The 17,073-nt window shown below is 66.9% G+C and carries 15 protein-coding genes; 9 read left to right on the top strand and 6 right to left on the bottom strand.

The features are described 5' to 3' along the window. Positions 1–173 precede the first annotated feature (173 nt). Positions 174–872, bottom strand: a complete 699-nt coding sequence (gene cmk, locus INQ41_RS06440; protein ID WP_193987068.1) for a (d)CMP kinase — start codon at positions 870–872, stop codon at positions 174–176. A 175-nt stretch (positions 873–1,047) separates the two neighbouring features. Here cmk and ykgO point away from each other — a divergent pair, with 175 nt between their 5' ends. From ykgO to INQ41_RS06410, 5 genes are all read left to right on the top strand, one after another. After that, entirely contained in the window at positions 1,048–1,173 is a 126-nt protein-coding gene (gene ykgO / locus INQ41_RS06435; RefSeq protein WP_010342887.1) for a type B 50S ribosomal protein L36, read from the top strand. Positions 1,174–1,337: 164 nt separating this feature from the next. Next, the gene (locus INQ41_RS06425; protein ID WP_193987067.1) at positions 1,338–1,676 is read left to right on the top strand and encodes a hypothetical protein; all 339 of its coding nucleotides are present in this window, start codon (positions 1,338–1,340) and stop codon (positions 1,674–1,676) included. A 22-nt stretch (positions 1,677–1,698) separates the two neighbouring features. Beyond that, positions 1,699–2,742: an agmatine deiminase family protein gene (locus INQ41_RS06420; RefSeq protein ID WP_193987248.1), complete on the top strand. Its 1,044-nt coding sequence runs from the start codon at positions 1,699–1,701 to the stop codon at positions 2,740–2,742. A 31-nt stretch (positions 2,743–2,773) separates the two neighbouring features. After that, entirely contained in the window at positions 2,774–3,673 is a 900-nt protein-coding gene (locus INQ41_RS06415) for a carbon-nitrogen hydrolase (protein WP_193987066.1), read from the top strand. A 42-nt stretch (positions 3,674–3,715) separates the two neighbouring features. Next, entirely contained in the window at positions 3,716–4,948 is a 1,233-nt protein-coding gene (locus tag INQ41_RS06410) for a TraB/GumN family protein (RefSeq protein ID WP_193987065.1), read from the top strand. Positions 4,949–5,008: 60 nt separating this feature from the next. Here the strand turns inward: INQ41_RS06410 and INQ41_RS06405 are convergent, their stop codons facing one another. From INQ41_RS06405 to INQ41_RS06395, 3 genes are read right to left on the bottom strand one after another with little or no spacing between them, the layout of a single operon-like run. After that, a complete protein-coding gene (locus INQ41_RS06405) occupies positions 5,009–8,095 on the bottom strand; it encodes an efflux RND transporter permease subunit (RefSeq protein WP_193987064.1) in 3,087 nt (1,028 codons plus the stop codon). Then, complete coding sequence (locus INQ41_RS06400) at positions 8,092–11,574, bottom strand: efflux RND transporter permease subunit (protein ID WP_193987063.1); 3,483 nt, start codon at positions 11,572–11,574, stop codon at positions 8,092–8,094. The genes INQ41_RS06405 and INQ41_RS06400 overlap by 4 nt, the downstream gene beginning before the upstream one ends. Positions 11,575–11,586: 12 nt before the next feature. Then, complete coding sequence (locus INQ41_RS06395) at positions 11,587–12,711, bottom strand: efflux RND transporter periplasmic adaptor subunit (RefSeq protein WP_193987062.1); 1,125 nt, start codon at positions 12,709–12,711, stop codon at positions 11,587–11,589. Between the two features lie 279 nt (positions 12,712–12,990). On the opposite strand from INQ41_RS06395, the gene INQ41_RS06390 reads away from it, so the two are divergent. Both INQ41_RS06390 and INQ41_RS06385 read left to right on the top strand, forming a co-directional pair. Next, entirely contained in the window at positions 12,991–13,323 is a 333-nt protein-coding gene (locus INQ41_RS06390) for a c-type cytochrome (RefSeq protein WP_193987061.1), read from the top strand. Between the two features lie 12 nt (positions 13,324–13,335). After that, a complete protein-coding gene (locus INQ41_RS06385; protein WP_193987060.1) occupies positions 13,336–13,764 on the top strand; it encodes a c-type cytochrome in 429 nt (142 codons plus the stop codon). 105 nt (positions 13,765–13,869) lie between these two features. Here INQ41_RS06385 and INQ41_RS06380 read toward each other — a convergent pair whose 3' ends face one another. Both INQ41_RS06380 and INQ41_RS06375 read right to left on the bottom strand, forming a co-directional pair. Continuing rightward, the gene (locus tag INQ41_RS06380; protein WP_193987059.1) at positions 13,870–15,516 is read right to left on the bottom strand and encodes a hypothetical protein; all 1,647 of its coding nucleotides are present in this window, start codon (positions 15,514–15,516) and stop codon (positions 13,870–13,872) included. 59 nt (positions 15,517–15,575) lie between these two features. Continuing rightward, positions 15,576–16,169: an NfuA family Fe-S biogenesis protein gene (locus INQ41_RS06375; RefSeq protein ID WP_193987058.1), complete on the bottom strand. Its 594-nt coding sequence runs from the start codon at positions 16,167–16,169 to the stop codon at positions 15,576–15,578. A gap of 99 nt (positions 16,170–16,268) precedes the next feature. Between INQ41_RS06375 and INQ41_RS06370 the strand changes: the two genes are divergently transcribed. Both INQ41_RS06370 and INQ41_RS06365 read left to right on the top strand, forming a co-directional pair. Further along, positions 16,269–16,610 (top strand): 4a-hydroxytetrahydrobiopterin dehydratase, encoded by a 342-nt coding sequence (locus tag INQ41_RS06370; RefSeq protein ID WP_193987057.1) that lies wholly within the window; start codon positions 16,269–16,271, stop codon positions 16,608–16,610. Positions 16,611–16,615: 5 nt separating this feature from the next. Next, positions 16,616–17,065: an energy transducer TonB gene (locus INQ41_RS06365; RefSeq protein WP_193987056.1), complete on the top strand. Its 450-nt coding sequence runs from the start codon at positions 16,616–16,618 to the stop codon at positions 17,063–17,065. Positions 17,066–17,073 lie beyond the last annotated feature (8 nt).

The raw sequence follows: 17,073 nt of genomic DNA, 5'->3' as shown, positions 1-17,073 counted from the left end.
TCCGTGTGAACACACGGGTCGCACCGGCTGGCATCGTTTCCCACAGGGGAGAACGCAAGCAGCACGTGGTCGACCCACCCGTTGATGTGGTGCGGTGGAACTGCACCATGTGTCGGTTGGTTGATCCGCCGCGGAATTGCGACGGGGTTGTTACAGCGGTATTGCCGTAAAGCTCACTGCGCCGGCGCCATTACGGCAAGGACCCGGTCCACCACATCGTCGATCGCCATGCCCGTGGTATCAATGGTCACGGCGTCGGCCGCCGGTCGCAAAGGTGCCACGGCACGGTTGGCGTCGCGGGCGTCACGGGCAAGAATCTCCCGCAGCAGCCCTGCAAATGTAACGGAAACCCCCTTGTCCTTCAACTGCTTATAGCGTCTTTGTGCGCGCTCGTCCGCGCTCGCAGTCAGAAACACCTTGTAGGCGGCGTCGGGGAAGATCACCGTCCCCATGTCGCGGCCGTCGGCGACAAGCCCCGGTGGACGCCGGAACGCGCGCTGCCGCTCCTTCAACACCTCGCGCACCTCGCCGATCGCGGCGATCGCCGACGCGGCGGCACCGGCGGTTTCCATCCGCAGCTCGTGGGTGGCATCGGAACCGTTGACCATCACCCGCAACCCGTCCTCCGCCTCGCGGAAGTCGACCCGGGTATCAAAGGCGCACCGCACCAGCGCCGCCGGATCGCCCAGGTCGATGTCTTTCCAGCCGGCGGCCACGCCGACGGCGCGGTAGAGCGCGCCGGAATCCAGGTAGTGCCAGCCGAGCCGGCCGGTGACCAGGCGGCTGATCGTGCCTTTGCCGGAGCCGGACGGGCCGTCGATGGTCAAAACGGGAGCTGGATCGGATGGGTTTGCGCTTGGGGTGCTGGTCATCGCGCTATTATGCCGTCACCGGATTGGCGCGCGCGGTGCGAAGCACTCCGACCACAGTGCGTGGTTTGGTGCCGACCGCGTTTTGCTGCGTGGATCAGCGCACGTGCTTGATCGCGGTGTAAATAGCCCCTATCATTGCGGGCTTGCTTCTTCCCATCTGTTGCCGAGGTCTCTCATGAAGGTCCTGTCCTCCCTGAAGTCGGCGAAGGCCCGTCACCGCGACTGCAAGGTCGTTCGCCGTCGCGGCAAGGTCTTCGTGATTTGCAAGTCGAACCCGCGTTTCAAGGCGCGCCAGCGCTGATCCACGGGCGCTTCCTGCGCTTCGCCAGAAAGCCGCCTCCGGGCGGTTTTCTGCGTTTGGTGCCCGGCGTGCGGCCTCTCCCGTGCGCACCTCGCAAAGCGACACGGTCGTGTCGCCCATGTGCTTACAATCCAGATTCAGAATCCGTCCAGGGAAATCAGGAAATGACCATCAAGACCGCTGTCACCAGTCTCTCGCTGCTTGTCCTGATCGCGGTCGCTGCCCCCGCGTCTGCCGACACGCTGCTGATCGAGCGCACTGCGTTCCTCAACCAGGCTGCCGTCCCTGCCCGCGGAGCGAGCATGTCCGAGGTCGAAGCACGCTATGGAGCGCCGTCGCAGCGGCTGGATCCGCGTGGTGGCCAGAAGCGCCAGTGGCCGACCATCAATCGCTGGTCGTACCCGCAGTTCACGGTGTACTTCGAGAAGGACCGCGTGATCGACGTGGTCGCCAATCATCAGGCTGTCAGCACCGAGATCGGCCCAGCGCCGGCGATCCGCTGAGCCGGGTTTGCAAGCCAATATCATGACCGATGCGCTGCGCTTTCCCGCCGAGTGGGAACCCCAGTCCGCGATCCTGATCGCCTGGCCGACCGCCGTTACCGACTGGGCGGACCGTCTGGGCGAGGTCGAGGAAACCTACATCCTTCTGGTCGCCGCGATCACCCGCTTTCAGCGCGTGCTGATCTGCGTCGCCGACGAAGACGTCGAGGCCTACGCGCGGGCGCGGCTGGCCTCGGCCCGCGTGGACATGCAGCGGGTCGGATTCATCGAGGTGCCCTACGACGACACCTGGCTGCGCGACACCGGCCCTGTCACGCTGCAGGCCATGCACGAAGATGCGGCAAGCGACTTCCGTCTGCTGGATTTCCGCTTCACCGGTTGGGGTGGCAAGTTCGAGGCCAGCCGCGACGATCGACTGGTCGAAGAACTGTTTGCGCGCGGCATATTCCAGCGCAGTGCCCGCCAGGACATCGACTTTGCGCTGGAAGGCGGCGCAATTGAAACCGACGGCGAAGGCACCCTGCTGACGACTTGGACCTGTTTGCACGAGCGCCACCCCGAGGCGACGCGCGCGGAGCTGGAGGTCAAGCTGTCGCGGCATCTTGCCCAGCAGCGGGTGCTGTGGCTGGACCACGGGTATCTTGAAGGCGACGACACCGACGCCCATATTGATACGCTGGCCCGGTTCGCGGCGCGCGACGCCATCGTCTATCAGGCGTGTGACGACCAAAACGACTCCCACTACGCGCCGCTGCAGGCGATGGCGGCCGAGCTTGCGGCGCTGCGCACTGTCGAGGGCCAGCCCTACCGGCTTTTCCCGCTGCCCTGGCCGGCACCTGTCATCGACTACGACCGCCGGCTGGCTGCGAGTTACGCCAACTTCCTGATCATCAACGGTGCGGTTTTGATGCCGGCGTACGACGCCAGCACCGATGATGAGGCCGCTGCCGTGCTCGCCGCCGCGTTTCCCGAGCGGGAAATCATCCAGGTGCCGTGCCGACCCTTGATCTGGCAGAACGGCAGCCTTCACTGCATCACCATGCAATTGCCACAGGGCGTCGTCTGATCGCTGTCTCCCTCCAAACATCGGAACCGTCATGAAAACCAGGACCCTCCCCGTTGCGCTGATCCAGGATCGCGCCGTCATCGACCGCGGCGCCGGCAACGCCGAGGCCAATCTGGCGCAGATCGAAGAGCGCGTCGCCCAGGCCGCCACCGATGGCGCGCGTCTGGTCCTGCTGCAGGAGATCCACAACGGCCCGTACTTCTGCCAGCACGAGTCGGTGGACGAGTTCGATCTCGCCGAACCGATTCCCGGACCCAGCACCGACCGCCTCGGCCGCCTGGCTGCCAAGCACAAGGTCGTGATCGTCAGCTCGCTGTTCGAGCGCCGCGCGGCCGGGCTGTACCACAACACCGCCGTGGTGCTGGAGGCCGACGGCAGCATCGCCGGCAAGTACCGCAAGATGCACATTCCCGACGATCCGGGCTTCTACGAGAAGTTCTACTTCACCCCGGGCGATATGGGTTTTGAGCCGATCGACACGTCCGTCGGCCGCCTCGGCGTGCTCGTGTGCTGGGACCAGTGGTACCCGGAGGCTGCCCGCCTGATGGCGCTGGCGGGCGCCGAACTGCTGCTCTACCCCACCGCAATCGGCTACGACCCCGATGACGACCAGGCCGAGAAAGACCGCCAGCGCGAGTCCTGGATCGTGAGCCACCGTGGACACGCGGTCGCCAACGGCCTGCCCGTGTTGAGCTGTAACCGCGTGGGCCATGAGCCTTCCCCGCTGGGCGCTGCCGGGGTCGACTTCTGGGGTCACAGCCACGTGCTCGGCCCGCAGGGCGAGTTCCTGGCAGTGGCCGGCGACGGTCCGGAAATCCTGATGGCCGAGGTCGACCTGCAGCGCAGCGAGGACGTGCGACGGATCTGGCCGTTCCTGCGCGACCGGCGCATCGACGCCTACGACGATCTGCTCAAGCGCTATCGCGATTGACCCGCTGCGCTCGCGCGCCACCCCCAACACGGTTGTACCTAGATGAGCGATACCCCACTGGCGGCCACCGCCGATTTCCTGCATGGCCAGCCGCACGAGGTCGTCGAGCGCGACGGCGTCCGCTTCACGCTGCTGGGCACGGCGCATGTATCGCAGGCCAGCGTGGACGCGGTGCGCGATGCGATCGGCAGCGGCCGCTTCGACGCCGTCGCCGTGGAACTCGACGAAGCGCGGCTGCAGGCGCTGTCGGACACCGATTCGATGGCCAAGCTGGACCTGGTGAAGGTGATCCGCACCGGCAAGACCGCGATGTTCGCCGCCAACCTGGCGCTCGCGGCCTACCAGCGCCGGCTCGCCGAGCAACTGGGCGTGGAGCCGGGGGCGGAGCTCAAGCGGGCCGTGCTGGAGGCGCGGGCGCGGGAGATGCCGGTGCACCTTATCGACCGGGACGTCGGCCTGACCTTCAAGCGCGCATCCGCCCGGCTCGGCTTCTGGGACCGGGCCAAACTCGGTGGCGGCCTGCTGGCGGGACTGCTGGCCGATGACGAGGTCGGCGCAGAGGAAATCGAGAAGCTGAAACAGGGCGACATGCTCGAGGCCAGCTTCAACGAGTTCGCCAGTGAAAGCCCGGCGGTGTACGAGACCGTCATCGCCGAGCGCGACCGCTACATGGCCGCGCGCCTGCGCGAAATCCGCGAGGACACCAACAACGACGGTTCCCGCGAGGTGCTGGCCGTGGTCGGCGCGGGACACCTGCAAGGGCTGGCCAGGCACTTGCGCGAGGAAACCGCCCCTGCCGGCGCGATCCGCGAGGAGCTCGAGTCCATCGCGCCCAAGAGCACCATCCCGTGGTTCACCATCATCCTGTCGACGGTGGTGATCGGCGGATTCGCCTGGGGCTTCTGGCAGGGCGGGATCGATGTGGGTTCCGACCTGCTGCTGCAATGGATCCTGGCCACCGGCCTGCTCGGCGCGCTGGGTTGCGCGATAGCCGGCGGCCATCCGCTGAGCATCCTGGTGGCGTTCGTCGCCTCGCCGATCACCCCGCTCCACCCTGCCCTGGCGTCCGGCACCCTGAGCGCGCTGACCGAGGCGTGGATACGCAAGCCGACCTATGCCGACTTCATGGCCCTTCGCGCCGACGTGCAGACGGTGCGCGGCTGGTGGCGAAACCGCGTGTCGCGGGTGCTGCTGAACTTCTTCCTCACCAGCCTCGGTACCGCGATCGGCGTGTGGACCGGCGGCTTGAAGATGCTGGGCACGCTGTTTGGCTGAGTGACACGCCGGGCGGCAGGCGCGTCCTTGCGCCAGTGCCCGCCTCGGCGTAGCCGGTTGTCAGTGTGCAGCCTGGTGGGACGACGCCAGCTGCGGCGGAACCCCGCGCGCACGCCGGGTCAGGCGCGCCGTGGCGTTGCGCATGTCGTCCAGGATCGCGTAGATCGTCGGCAGGAACAGCAGGCTGACCACGGTGGAGAACGCCAGGCCGCCAGCCACCGCGCGTGCCATCGGCGAATAGGTCAGTCCGCCCAGCACCACCGTGTCGCTCAGCGAGATCGGGATCATCGCCAGGATCGCCGTGCCCATGGTCATCATGATCGGACGCAGGCGCTCCCGACTGCCCTCCACCAGCGCATCGGTGCGCGACAGCCCGCGCCGGCGCAGGTTGTTGATGTGCTCGACCATCACGATGCCGTTGTTCACCACCACGCCCATCAACACCAGGATGCCGATGAAGGCCATCACCGAGAACGACGTGCCGGTCAGCCAGAACAGCCAGAACACGCCGAAGATCGAGAACACCACGCAACTCATGATCGCCGACGGAAACACCAGCGACTCGAACACCGCCGCCATCACGACATAGATCATGACCAGCGCGATGACCAGGTTGAACATCATCTGGTTCACCGCCTCGGCATCGTTCTGGAAGGAACTGCCCTCGAAGGTGAAGCCGTAGCCGGCCGGAAACGCCACGCCGGCAAGGGTCTGCTCGATGGCCGTGCGGGCTTCGGGCGTGGTCGACTTGTCGGCCAGGTTGGCCTTGATCACCAGCGCCGTCTGCCGGTTGGTGCGCCGGATCTGGGTCGCCGCGGCGCTGGTGTCCAGATCGACCATGCTCAGCAGGGGGACATCGCGCCCGTCCGGCGAGCGCACGGTGAAGGCGGCGATATCGGCAATGTCGAACTCATCCGCGCCGGCAAACCGGACCCACACCGGCACCTCGGTCTGGCCCCGGCTGAAGTCGCGCAGTTGCGCACCGCGCAGTGCCAGTCCGACGAACTGCGCCACTTCCTGTGCGCTGAAGCCGAAGGCGGCCGCGCGTTCGCGGTCCACGCGCACGTTGAGCTCGTTGTTGGTATCGCCCGCATCCACCCGCACATCGCGCAACGACGGCTGGCGGGCCAGCAGAGGGACGACGTCGTTGGCCAGGTCGGTCAGCACCTGGGTGGAATCACCGACAAGCTGGAACTGCAGGCCCTCACCGCCCCCGCCACCCTGGTTGCCCTGGTCGCCGATGGCGAGCTCGGCGCGGGCGGACTTGGGCAGGCCCTTGCGGATCGCCTCCACCAGCGCCCCCGCATCGGCGACGTCGTCCTTGAAGGTGATCATCGTGCCCGCGTCGCTGCCGGTGCTGAACCACGAATAGACCTGGGCGATCCGGAACTCCTCGCGGTTGCGCTCCAGGTACGCCTCGACCCGGGCCACTTCGTCGGACACCTGGTCCTTGCTGTAGCTGCCGCTGAAGCGGTAATTGACCGATGTCTCATTGCGCTGGTTGCCGCCGCCGAACATGTCGAACTTGGTCTGCGTCATCGGCACGATGCTGATGGCGCTGATCAGCACGATGCCGGCGATGCTCCAGCCTCGGTGTTCCAGCGTCCAGCGCAGCAGGCGGGCGTAGCGGGTTTGCAGGCGACGGATGATGCCGCGCTGGTCCTGCACGGCCGCGGGCGTCTTCATCCGCGATGACAGCATCGGGATCAGGCTTACCGCGACCAGCCACGATGCCAGCAGCGACACCGAGATGGTGATCGCGATCTGCGACATGAAGATGCTGATGTTGTTCTTCTCGCCCAGCAGGTTGGGCACGAAGACGATGCAGTGGCACAACGTGCCGGCCGACAGTGCGATGGCGACGTTGCGGGTGCCGACAATGGACGCTCGAACGGGTTGATCGGGCATCCGCTCGCGCTCCTGGTAGATGCTCTCCACCACCACCACCGCGTTGTCGACCAGCATGCCGACCGCCAGCAGCAGGCCCATCAGGCTGAGCACATTGAGGCTGACACCGACGAAGAACATGAATCCCAGCGTCATCACGAAGCAGATCGGGATGGCCAGCGTCACCATCAGCGTGGACGGCCAATGACGCAGGAAGAAGAACAGCACCGCGATCGACAGCAGCAGGCCGATGCCGCCGGCCTCGCCCAACTCCAGCAGCGAGCTGGTGACGTCCTTGCCCTGATTCTCGATCACCTTGAAGTCGACGCCGCGCAGGCTGGGTTTGGTGCGGATCCGGTCCAGTTCGGCCAGCACCAGACGCGAGACTTCCACCAGGTTCGCATCGCGTTCCTTGAACACCTCCAGCGCCACCGCCGGGCGACCGTCCAGGCGCCGGCCGACCTCCAGCCGCGCCGGTCCCAACTCAACGTTGGCCACGTCGCCCAGCCGGAGACCGCTGGCGTTGAGCGGAAGCTCGCGCAATTGCTGGATCTGGTTGATTTCGCCAACGGGTTGCACGCGCAGGCGCCGACCGTCGTGCTCGATCTCACCGGCCGACACGGAGAAGTTGGCGGCCTGCAGACGCGAGGTCAGCTCATTGAGGTTGAGCCCGTGCGCGACCAGGCGGTCCGGGTCGATCGCGACCTCGACCTCATTGGCCGCCGCCCCGCCGATGTCGACCTTGGCCACGCCGGGAATCCGCTCCAGCGGCGTCTTGAACTCGCGCTCGATCAGGTCGTATTCGCCACTCATGTCAACTTCGCCGGCAAGGCGAAGCCTCATGATCGGCTGATCGTTGGTGGAGAACTTGAAGACGAAATACCGGCGCAGGTCGTCGGGAAGCTCGCCGCGGATGGCGTCGATCCGCTCGCGCGCCTCCGAGGCGGCGATCTCCACGTCGCGACTCCAGTCCGAAAACATCATGAATATCGATGCTCCGTCGGCCGACGCGCGGCCCTGGATGCCCTTGATGTCGCTCATCGTGGCGAGCGCTTCCTCGGCCGGGCGCAGGATGTTGCGCTCGACCTCCTCCGGCGTGGAACCGGTGTAGGGCAGCTGGACGAATACAAACGGCGCAGACACGTCCGGCAGCGCCTCCAGCGGGAGGCGCACGGCGGCGATCAGCCCGATCGCAACCATCGACACGAACAGCATGATGGTCGTCACCGGCCGGCGCAGGCTGATCTCGGCGATGCTCATGCGACCGGCTCCGGGTAGGCCTCGCCCGCCGGAGGGATGTCCTCACCGCGCCGGGCGCGATGGCGGTAGTACTCGTCCGGCCGGCGGTCCAACAGGTCGTAGACGACGGGGATCACGATCAGGGTCAGCAGGGTCGATACCAGCAGTCCACCGATGACGGTGATCGCCATCGGCGAGCGGACTTCGGCGCCCTCGCCAAAGGCCAACGCCAGCGGCAGGAAGCCGAACAGCGTGCTCAGCGTGGTCATCACGATGGGCCGCAGGCGCGACTGGGCGCCCTGCAGCAAGGCCTCGCGCTTGGCCACGCCCGCCTCCCGCAGCTGGTTGACCTTGTCGATCAGGATGATCGCGTTCTTGGTCACCAGCCCGACCAGCAGGATCAGCCCGATGAAGACCACCACCGAGACCGGCGATCGCGTCAGCAAAAGCGCCAGCACCGCGCCGACCATCGCCAGCGGGATGGTGAACAGGATCACGAACGGATGCAGCAGCGATTCGAACTGCGAGGCCATCACCAGGTAGACAAGGAAAATGGCCAACCCGAACGCGAACAGCAGCGACCGCAGGGAATCGCCGAGTTCTTCGCCCTGACCGCCAATATGCATCTGCACCTCGGCGCCCAGCGGGTTGTCGGCGACCAGCTTCTGCACCTCCAGCACCGCACTGCCCAGATCGATGCCCTGCAGGTTGGACGACACCACCGCGACCCGGACCTGGTCGGCGCGATGGATCTCGCTCGGGCCCGTGGTGGAGACCACCTCGGCCACCGAGCCCAGCTGCACCGTCTTGCCGCCGGCGTTGATGATCAGGTTGCGGATGTCATCCACCGAGCCGCGCTCTTCCTCCTTGAGCCGCACCAGCACGTCGATCTTGCGATCGCGGAAGCTGTAGCGCGTCGCCACGTCGCCGCGCACCTTGGACACCACCGCATCCGCGATCTGGCGGGTGGTGAGGCCGAACGCGGCCGCCCGCTGCTGGTCGAACAGGATCTGGATCTCCGGAAAGCCCTGCTCGACGGTCGAGCTGACGTCGGTGTAGTGCGGGTTGGCCCGCAAAAGGGCGGCCATCTTCTGCCCTGCCTTGCGGATGGTCTCCAGGTCCGGTCCCGCCAGCTCGATCTCCAGCGGCATGGAGAAACTGAACAACTCCGGGCGGCTGAAATCGACCTGCGCCGACGGGTGGTCGCGCATGCTCTGGCGCAACGCGCCCGACATCGACGCCTCGAGCCGGTCGCTGCCTCCGTTGCTCATCACGATGCTGAGCTTGCCGACGTTGTCGCCGCTGTCGGTCGGGCTGGCATCCAACCGCGTGCCGCTGCCACTGACTCCGTAGATTGCATGGATGCCTTCCGTGCCCGCGTGTTTCTTCTGCAGGCTCTGCACCAGCGCGTCGGTTTCCCGCAAGGGCGTGCCCGGCGGCAGCTTGACCGTCATGTCGAAGCGGTCCTGAGCCAACTGCGGTATCAGGTCCGCGCCAAGCATCGGCACCAGCAGCAAGGCCAGCGCGAAAGCGGCCGCGGCCGACCCCAGCACGAACACCGGGCGGCCCATCGCCGCGGGGAGCAGCTTCCGGTAACCGCGCTCGGCACGTGCGTACGGCGCCATGGCCAGATCGCTGGCCTTGCGCATGACCGGCCCCACCACGGCGGACACGCCGCGCCACATGCGCACGAACACCCACGCAATCCCGAACAGCGCGCCGCCCACGCCGGCGCCCACACCGCGTCGGGTAGCCGCCACCGGTTTCTGCCAGGTGCGGCTGGGTTGCCACTGCGGATGGGGCGGCTCCTCGGGCAGCGATTCTGACGGCCGGCCACGCAGCGCGCTCAGCATCGGAATCAGCGTCATCGCCACCGCAAGCGAGATGCCGATGGCAATGGCAACCGTCAGCGCCTGGTCGCGGAACAGCTGCCCGGCGATGCCTTCCACGAACACCAGCGGCAGGAACACCGCCACCGTGGTCAGGGTCGAGGCCACCACCGCCATGCTGACCTCGGCGGTGCCGGTAATGGCTGCCTGCAGGATCCCCAGGCCGCGTTCGCGCGCCTTGGCAATCGACTCCAGCACCACGATCGAGTCATCCACCACGAGCCCCGTCGCCAGCGCCAGCCCGCCCAGCGACATCACGTTGAGGCTCAGGCCCAGCTGGCCCATGAAGAAGAACGTCGTGATGATCGAGATCGGCAACGACAGGCCGATGACGAACGTGCTCCAGCCATCGCGCAGGAACAGGAAGATCACCAGAATCGCCAGCATCCCGCCGATCACCGCGTCCATCTTGACGTCGCTGATCGCGTTGCGGATGAAGGTGGACTGGTCGTCAATGACGGTCAGGTCGATGTCGGCCGGCACCTGCTTGCGGATGGATTCGAGCCGCTCGTGGATCGCGTCGGCGGTCGCCACGGTGTTGGCATCGCCCTCCTTGTAGATCGCCAGCTCGACGGCTTCGCGGCCATCCAGGCGGATGATCGCTTCGCGCTCCTTGTGGCCCTGGACGATCTCGGCGATGTCCTTCAAGCGCACCGGCTTTCCGCCGGCAACCGTGCTGGCATTTCCCGAGGACGCGCTTTGCACCGACGCCGCCGCGGCCATCGCATCGGCCGAGCCCGACGCCGCGGCCACGCGCGCCATCTGCATCGCGGCTTCGGCGGCCGCGTCGCTGCCTCCGGTGCTGGTGGTCACCAGCAAATCGCGGATCTGGTCGACGCTGGAGAACTGGTTGACCGTCCGCACCAGGTAGCGCTGTGAACCTTCCTCCAGCCGGCCGCCGGAGATGTTGATGTTCTCCTGGCCCAGGCGCTGGGTCACGGTGGAGATCGGCAGGTTGAGCTGCGCCAGTTTCTGCTGGTCCACCAGCACCTGGATCTCGTCCTCCAGCCCGCCGCCCACCTTCACCGCGGCCACGCCGAGCACCGGCTCGAGCTTCTTCTTCAGGTCATCGTCGGCGTACTGGCGCAGCAGGGCCAGTTGGCGCAACTCATCGCCTTCGGCCTTGGACGACAGGGCGACGCGGATGATCGGCTCGGTGGACGGATTGAAGCGCAGCAGCACGGGCGGCTTGGCCTCCAGCGGCAGCTGCAGCGACTCCATCTTGTCGCGCACCTCCAGCCCGGCCTTGTCCATGTCGGTGCCCCAGGCGAACTCGAGCACGACGTCGCTCTGCCCGGTCCGCGAGACCGACTTGAGCTTGCGCAGTCCTTTCACCACGCCCACGGCCTCTTCGACCGGCTCGGTGATCAGCGTCTCGATCTCGGTCGGGGCCGCACCTGTGTATTCGGTACGTACCGTCAGCGTCGGGTAGCTCAGGTCCGGCAACAGGTTGACCTTCAGGTTGCCGAGCGCGATCAAGCCGAACAGCACAAAAGTAAGGGTCACCATCGCCACCGTGACCCGGCGCCGGGTCGAGAATTCGACCAGGCTGAAGTTGCGCTGCGGGTGCGCCCCGGGCACGGCCGGCGCGGTCTGCTTGAGGTCGCTCATCGGGAGGGCGCCTTACTGTTCGGTGGCGGAAGCGGCCGGGACTGCCGGGGCCGGCGGCGGTGCACCCGTATCGATGACGGTTACCGCGCTGCCATCGCGCAGCGTCGTCTTGCCCGCCACCACCACGCGGTCGTTGGGGGAAAGCCCGTCCAGGACCTCGACCCAGCTGCCGTCGCTGTAGCCGGTCTGGATGGCGGCACGGCGTACCTTGTCGCCTTCCAGGACGAACACCGCTGGATCGCCCTCCCCTTCCAGCAGCGCGTTGCGCGGAACGACCATGGCGTCGGCGCGCTGGCCGTAGTTGATGCTGATGCGTCCGAACATGCCCGCCTGCAGGGCGCCCTCGCTGTCGAACCGGGCGATGACGCGGAAGGTGCCGCTGCCCGAATCCACCACTGGCGATATGCGCTCCACCACGCCGGTGAACGTCTTGCCCGGCAGCGCATCCACCGCGAGTGAGACCGGCAGGCCCGCGCTCATCGTCGCCAGTTCACGCTCGGGCACGTTCAGGGTCGCTTCCAGGGTCGAAATGTCCACGATCCGCACGATCGGCGTATTGATCTGGATGAAGTTGCCCGCCTTGGGCGGAACCGAGGCCACCACGCCGTTGATTGGCGCTTTCACGTCCGCGTAGGACAGCTCCAGGTTCGCCATGCGGTTGGCCGCCTGTGCGTTGGCCAGGTCGTAGCGGATCTGGTCGTAGTCGGCGGCGGCGATCAACTGCTCGGCGGCCAGCTTCTGGGCGCGCTCGAATTGGTTGCGCAGCTTGCCGACCTGCGAGGCGGTCTGCGCCACCTGCAGCCGCGCGCGATCGGAATCGAGCCGCACCAAGGTCTGACCGGCGCGCACCGTGTCGCCCTCCGACACCAGCACTTTCAGCGCCACCCCGGACGTCTTGGCCACCACCTGGGCCTCCACCGACGCCTCCAGCGGCGCGGTGCCGGTGTAGCTTGCGGCCATCAAGCGCTTCTGCACGGGCGCGACCTCGACGGTGACGGCCTCGGTCTCCTCCGCATCGCCTTCCTTGCCCGCCCCGCCGGCGCCGCCCTTGCAGGCCGAAAGCAGCAGGACACACACAAGCAGGTAAGCGCAGCTGCGAAACCAGGCAGTGCCGCTGGAATTGGCGCGATGTTGCATTGGAGACCCCGATGGTGTGATTTTTGATGGACACAGCCCGGTCGCAATGCCGGTGTTGTAGATAAGTATGTCACCAACACTTCACCACCGGAATGCGCCGAAGGTCATGCCGATGCGACCCGCAATTATCACCCGCAAGCAAGGCGTCTTCGCGACCTGCCCTCTTCGTTGATCGATGAACGCAAGCTATACTCCAAAAATTGAGCGGCGCCCGCGGCATTTCGACGCGGCCCAGCCGTCCCGAATTTCGCCAGCCACACGAGATTGCCGATACCTATGATGCGACTGCTGACCATTGCCGCTGCCCTGGCGCTGAGCCTCGCCACGGCCCCTGCCGTCGCGCAGGAGTCCGCCGACGCGGCTGCGCGCACCCAGAACGGCTACGAGCTGACCTACACCTGCCAAGGCTGCCACGGCATCGACGGCTACAAGAACGCGTACCCGAACTACCACGTACCAAAGCTGGGCGGGCAGTCCGTGGATTATCTGGTCAACGCGCTCACCGCCTACCAGACCGGCACCCGGACGCATCCGACCATGCGCGCGCAGGCCCAGGGCTTTTCCGACCAGGACATCGCCGACATCGCCGCCTTTCTGTCCAACGTCAAGTAGGAACGCCGCCCCATGACGATCCGCAAAACCCTCGCCATCGCCCCTGCGGTCCTTTCCTGCATTGCCGTGATTGCGCTGTCCGCGTGCTCGCAGTCGCCTGCCGACCCGTCGCGATCCTCGTCGGCTGGCCTGCCGCAGGGCTTCGTCGCGGCCGGCGAGCAACTGGCCAATGCCAAGGGCGCGGCAACCGGCCAGTCGTGCATCGACTGCCACGGCCCGGACGGCAACGCACCCATCGATTCGACCTACCCGGTCATTGGCGGACAGTATCCCGACTACCTGGCGCACGCGTTGCAGACCTACCGCGACGGCAGCCGCGACCACGTGATGATGTCGATGCAGGCCAAGGCGCTTACCGACCAGCAGATCGCCGACCTGTCGGCGTATTTCGGTTCCCGTCCCAGCAAACTGGTCAACCTGACCGGCTCCCACAGGAAGTAGCAGACACCCTCCGCAGCGCAGCGGTCCTGCTTCCCCGCTGCTTTGAACCAATAAAAAAGCCCGCATCGCGCGGGCTTTTTTATTGCCTGGACATCGCCGATGCGACTACTGCTCGACCGGCGCCGGCAGGCTGCCGTTGTCTTCCTGCAGGCCGGGCTTGAAGGGAATGTCGGGTGCGGGACGCGCGGTGGCGGGAACGTCGAGCAGGTTCGGATCGCTGATGTCGCAGCCGCCGCCAACCACCAGCAGGACGGTCTGGCAGACCACGTGCTTGTTGGTGCCCGGGATCGGGATCCGGATGGTGGTGACGCTCTTGCGCACCCACTCTTCCAGCAGCGTCTCGCTGGGTCGCCAGTAGCGGTCGAAGGACGTCGGCTCATAGTCCGTGGGCTTGCGCTTGAGCCATGTGCCGGCACGATCCAGGTTGACGATTTCGTCCGTCAGCGCTCCCGGCGGTCGCGCTGGAGAGGCGGAGCCCGGTGTCTCGGCCAAGCGCACGCTGCCGTCGCTGTTGTACAGGCCGGCGGGCGTGCCCTTCTGGCCACCCTCCACGTTGCGGGTGGATTCGCCCCAGTCGTCGGCGCGCTTCCTCGTATCCCAGCCGCCTGGCGCGGTCGCGGTCTTCGGACCGGCATTGGACGGCATTGCCGCAGCGTCCGCGGCGGCGGCCGAGGCAGCGCGCTTCCGCTCGCTTGCCACGGCGCTTTCCGAGCTCGCAGTCGACGCGGGAGCGGTCGCGGTGGCGGTAGCCGCCGATGCCGGTGGTGATGCGGGACGGGGTGGCGCTGGCGAAGGGATTTCCCGCTCCCGTATTGGGGCGGGTGTCAGGGCGTGCTCGCGCAACGCCACTTCGCGCTTTGGCACCGTCACCGTCGGCGCGGTCGGCAGTGGCGCGGCAATCTCGCGCACCACGACCTCCGACGGCGTCGGCTGCAGCGTGACGTCCGCGATCGGTCGAGCGGCGATCGCAGGAACCACCGGAGCCGGGCGCGACGGAACCTCCACCACGACCATCTCCGGCACAACCGGGCTGCGCTCGGGAACGGTCACCTGCGGAACCGGCAGCGCGGCCATCGGCGGCGGCAACTGGTAGTCCGAGACATCCGGCGCAGGCTCGCTGACCTCGACGTTTTGCGGCACCTGCGGGGGTGCGGCTTCCGACACGGGTTGTTCGGGCACAACGGCGGGCATCGGCGGCGCCGGCTCCGAAGCCGCGACCACTGGAGTGGGCTCGACCGGCGTAGGCGGCGCCTGCGAGCCACTTGCGGCGGCGCTCGCGCTGGCCTCTGCGGCAGATGCTGCAGGCTGCGCGGCCGCTGCTTCTGCCTCCGGGCCACCGCCGACTTCCCCGGTCGCGCCCTCGCCGATGAACTCGATCTGGACGACATCCTCCTGCCCCTTTTGTGGCGGATGGGCGGGTGCCAGGTACTGCTGATACATCAACCAGACCAACGCCACCGCGACGAAGACATGCCAGCCAACGGCCACCAGCCACGCGACGCGCCGCATCGGGCGATCTTCGGCGTCGGGCGGATCCCACTGCTCGCGGCACAGCGCCTTGAACGAGTCCCAGCGACCGAGTTCGGGAGCGCCCGGTAAAGGGGGCGCAACGCCCCGTGCGGCAATGGCCAGCGTCAGGGCTTCGGGAGGCGCGGCCGCCGGGCGGGCGCCCGCACCGCGATCCACCCATTCGTCCCATCCGGGTGGAAATTCCCCGGCGCCGCGTCGGCGGTGCGGCGCCACCAGCTTCATCCGAAGCTGGAGCGCATGCAGCCACTCGTCAACCGGGAGGGTCAAAGGCGACCGGTCGGTCAGCTGGCGCCGCGCGCGATGTACGGTGCGGCGCCGCTATCGTGATCGGTTGCATCACGCACGCCGGTTACACCCGGCACCTTCTCGCGCAACGTCTTCTCAATGCCGTTCTTCAGCGTCACGTCGGCCATCCCGCACCCGTGGCAGCCACCGCCAAAGCGCAGCACCACGATCCCGTCCGCCGTGACCTCCTGCAACGCGACGTTGCCGCGGTGCGTCGCCAGTTGGGGGTTGATTTCGTGCTCGATGAGGTAGCGCACACGCTCCACCAGCGATGCCGCCTCGCCGGGAACCGCGCCCTTGATCTTCGGAGCGCGGATCTGCAACTGGCCTCCCGTTGCCATGGCTTCGTAATCGATCTCGGCGCCATCCAGTGCGCTGACGCTGTCCGCCTCCAGCCACAGCGTGAAGCCCTTGCAATCAATCGCCCATTCATCGCCATCGAGCTCGGCCGGTTCGGTGAATTCCAGGCGGACGTCGGCGCGCGGCGTTCCCGGATTCACTGCCGACAGGCGTACACCCAGGCCGGGGATCGCCTCGCGTTCGATGAGCTTGCGGAAATGGGTCTGTGCCGATTCGGATATCTGGATCATGCCGCTATTCTAACGGGCTTGGCGCTATACAACCGTATGCCACCGTTAAGCCCCGGCAAGGCTGCGAACAGTGTTCAGCCTGCCCTTCAAGGAGTTGCCATGAACGACAGGATTCCGCTCGCCCAGGCCCATTGCGTCCCGCGCAAGGGCGCCAGCCACCGACTTGACGAAGCCCAGGTCCGGGAGCTTCACAGCCAACTCAACGGCTGGACGTTGGCCGAGGACGGTCGCGCCCTGACCCGCACGTTCAAATTCGACAACTATTATCGGACGATCGCCTTCGTCAACGCGCTGGCCTTCATCGCCCATCGCGAGGACCACCACCCCGACCTGGGCGTGCACTACGATCGTTGCGAGGTGCGTTTCTCGACCCACGACGTGTGCGGCCTGAGCGAGAACGATTTCATCTGTGCCGCCAAAACCGACGCCCTGCAGGAGTGAACAACATGCCCGGCATACGCCCGCAACCCCTTTCCATCCGCCGCTGGATGCTGTTCCCGGCCGTTTCCGCGCTCGCCATTGGCCTGATGCTGGCCGGTTGCAGCTCCGAGCAGGCCGACCAGCCCACTCAGGTCGCACCGACACAGCCCATGGCCGTGGAGACGCCGCCCCCGGAGTACCCCGAGGAGCTCGCCTGCGCCGGGATTGAAGGCGAGGTGGGCGTGCTGCTCACCATTGGCGTCGACGGGATTCCCAAGAACGTGAAGGTCGAGGACACCAGCGGGCACCCACAACTCGATGCGGCGGCAGTGGACGCGGTGAAGGGCTGGAAGTTCCAGGCCGGCACCAGTCGTGGCCAGCCGGCGGAGTCTCCGCTCCGGGTGCCGGTGAAGTTCACCGCCCCGGACATGGATTCGGAACGCTGCCGGGACGTGTCCGGCGGGCTGCCGCAGTAGCGGGATGA

Origin of the sequence: Lysobacter ciconiae, assembly GCF_015209725.1 — a bacterium.
GTDB lineage: Bacteria > Pseudomonadota > Gammaproteobacteria > Xanthomonadales > Xanthomonadaceae > Novilysobacter > Novilysobacter ciconiae.
This window is presented reverse-complemented; position numbering and strand designations above follow the sequence as displayed.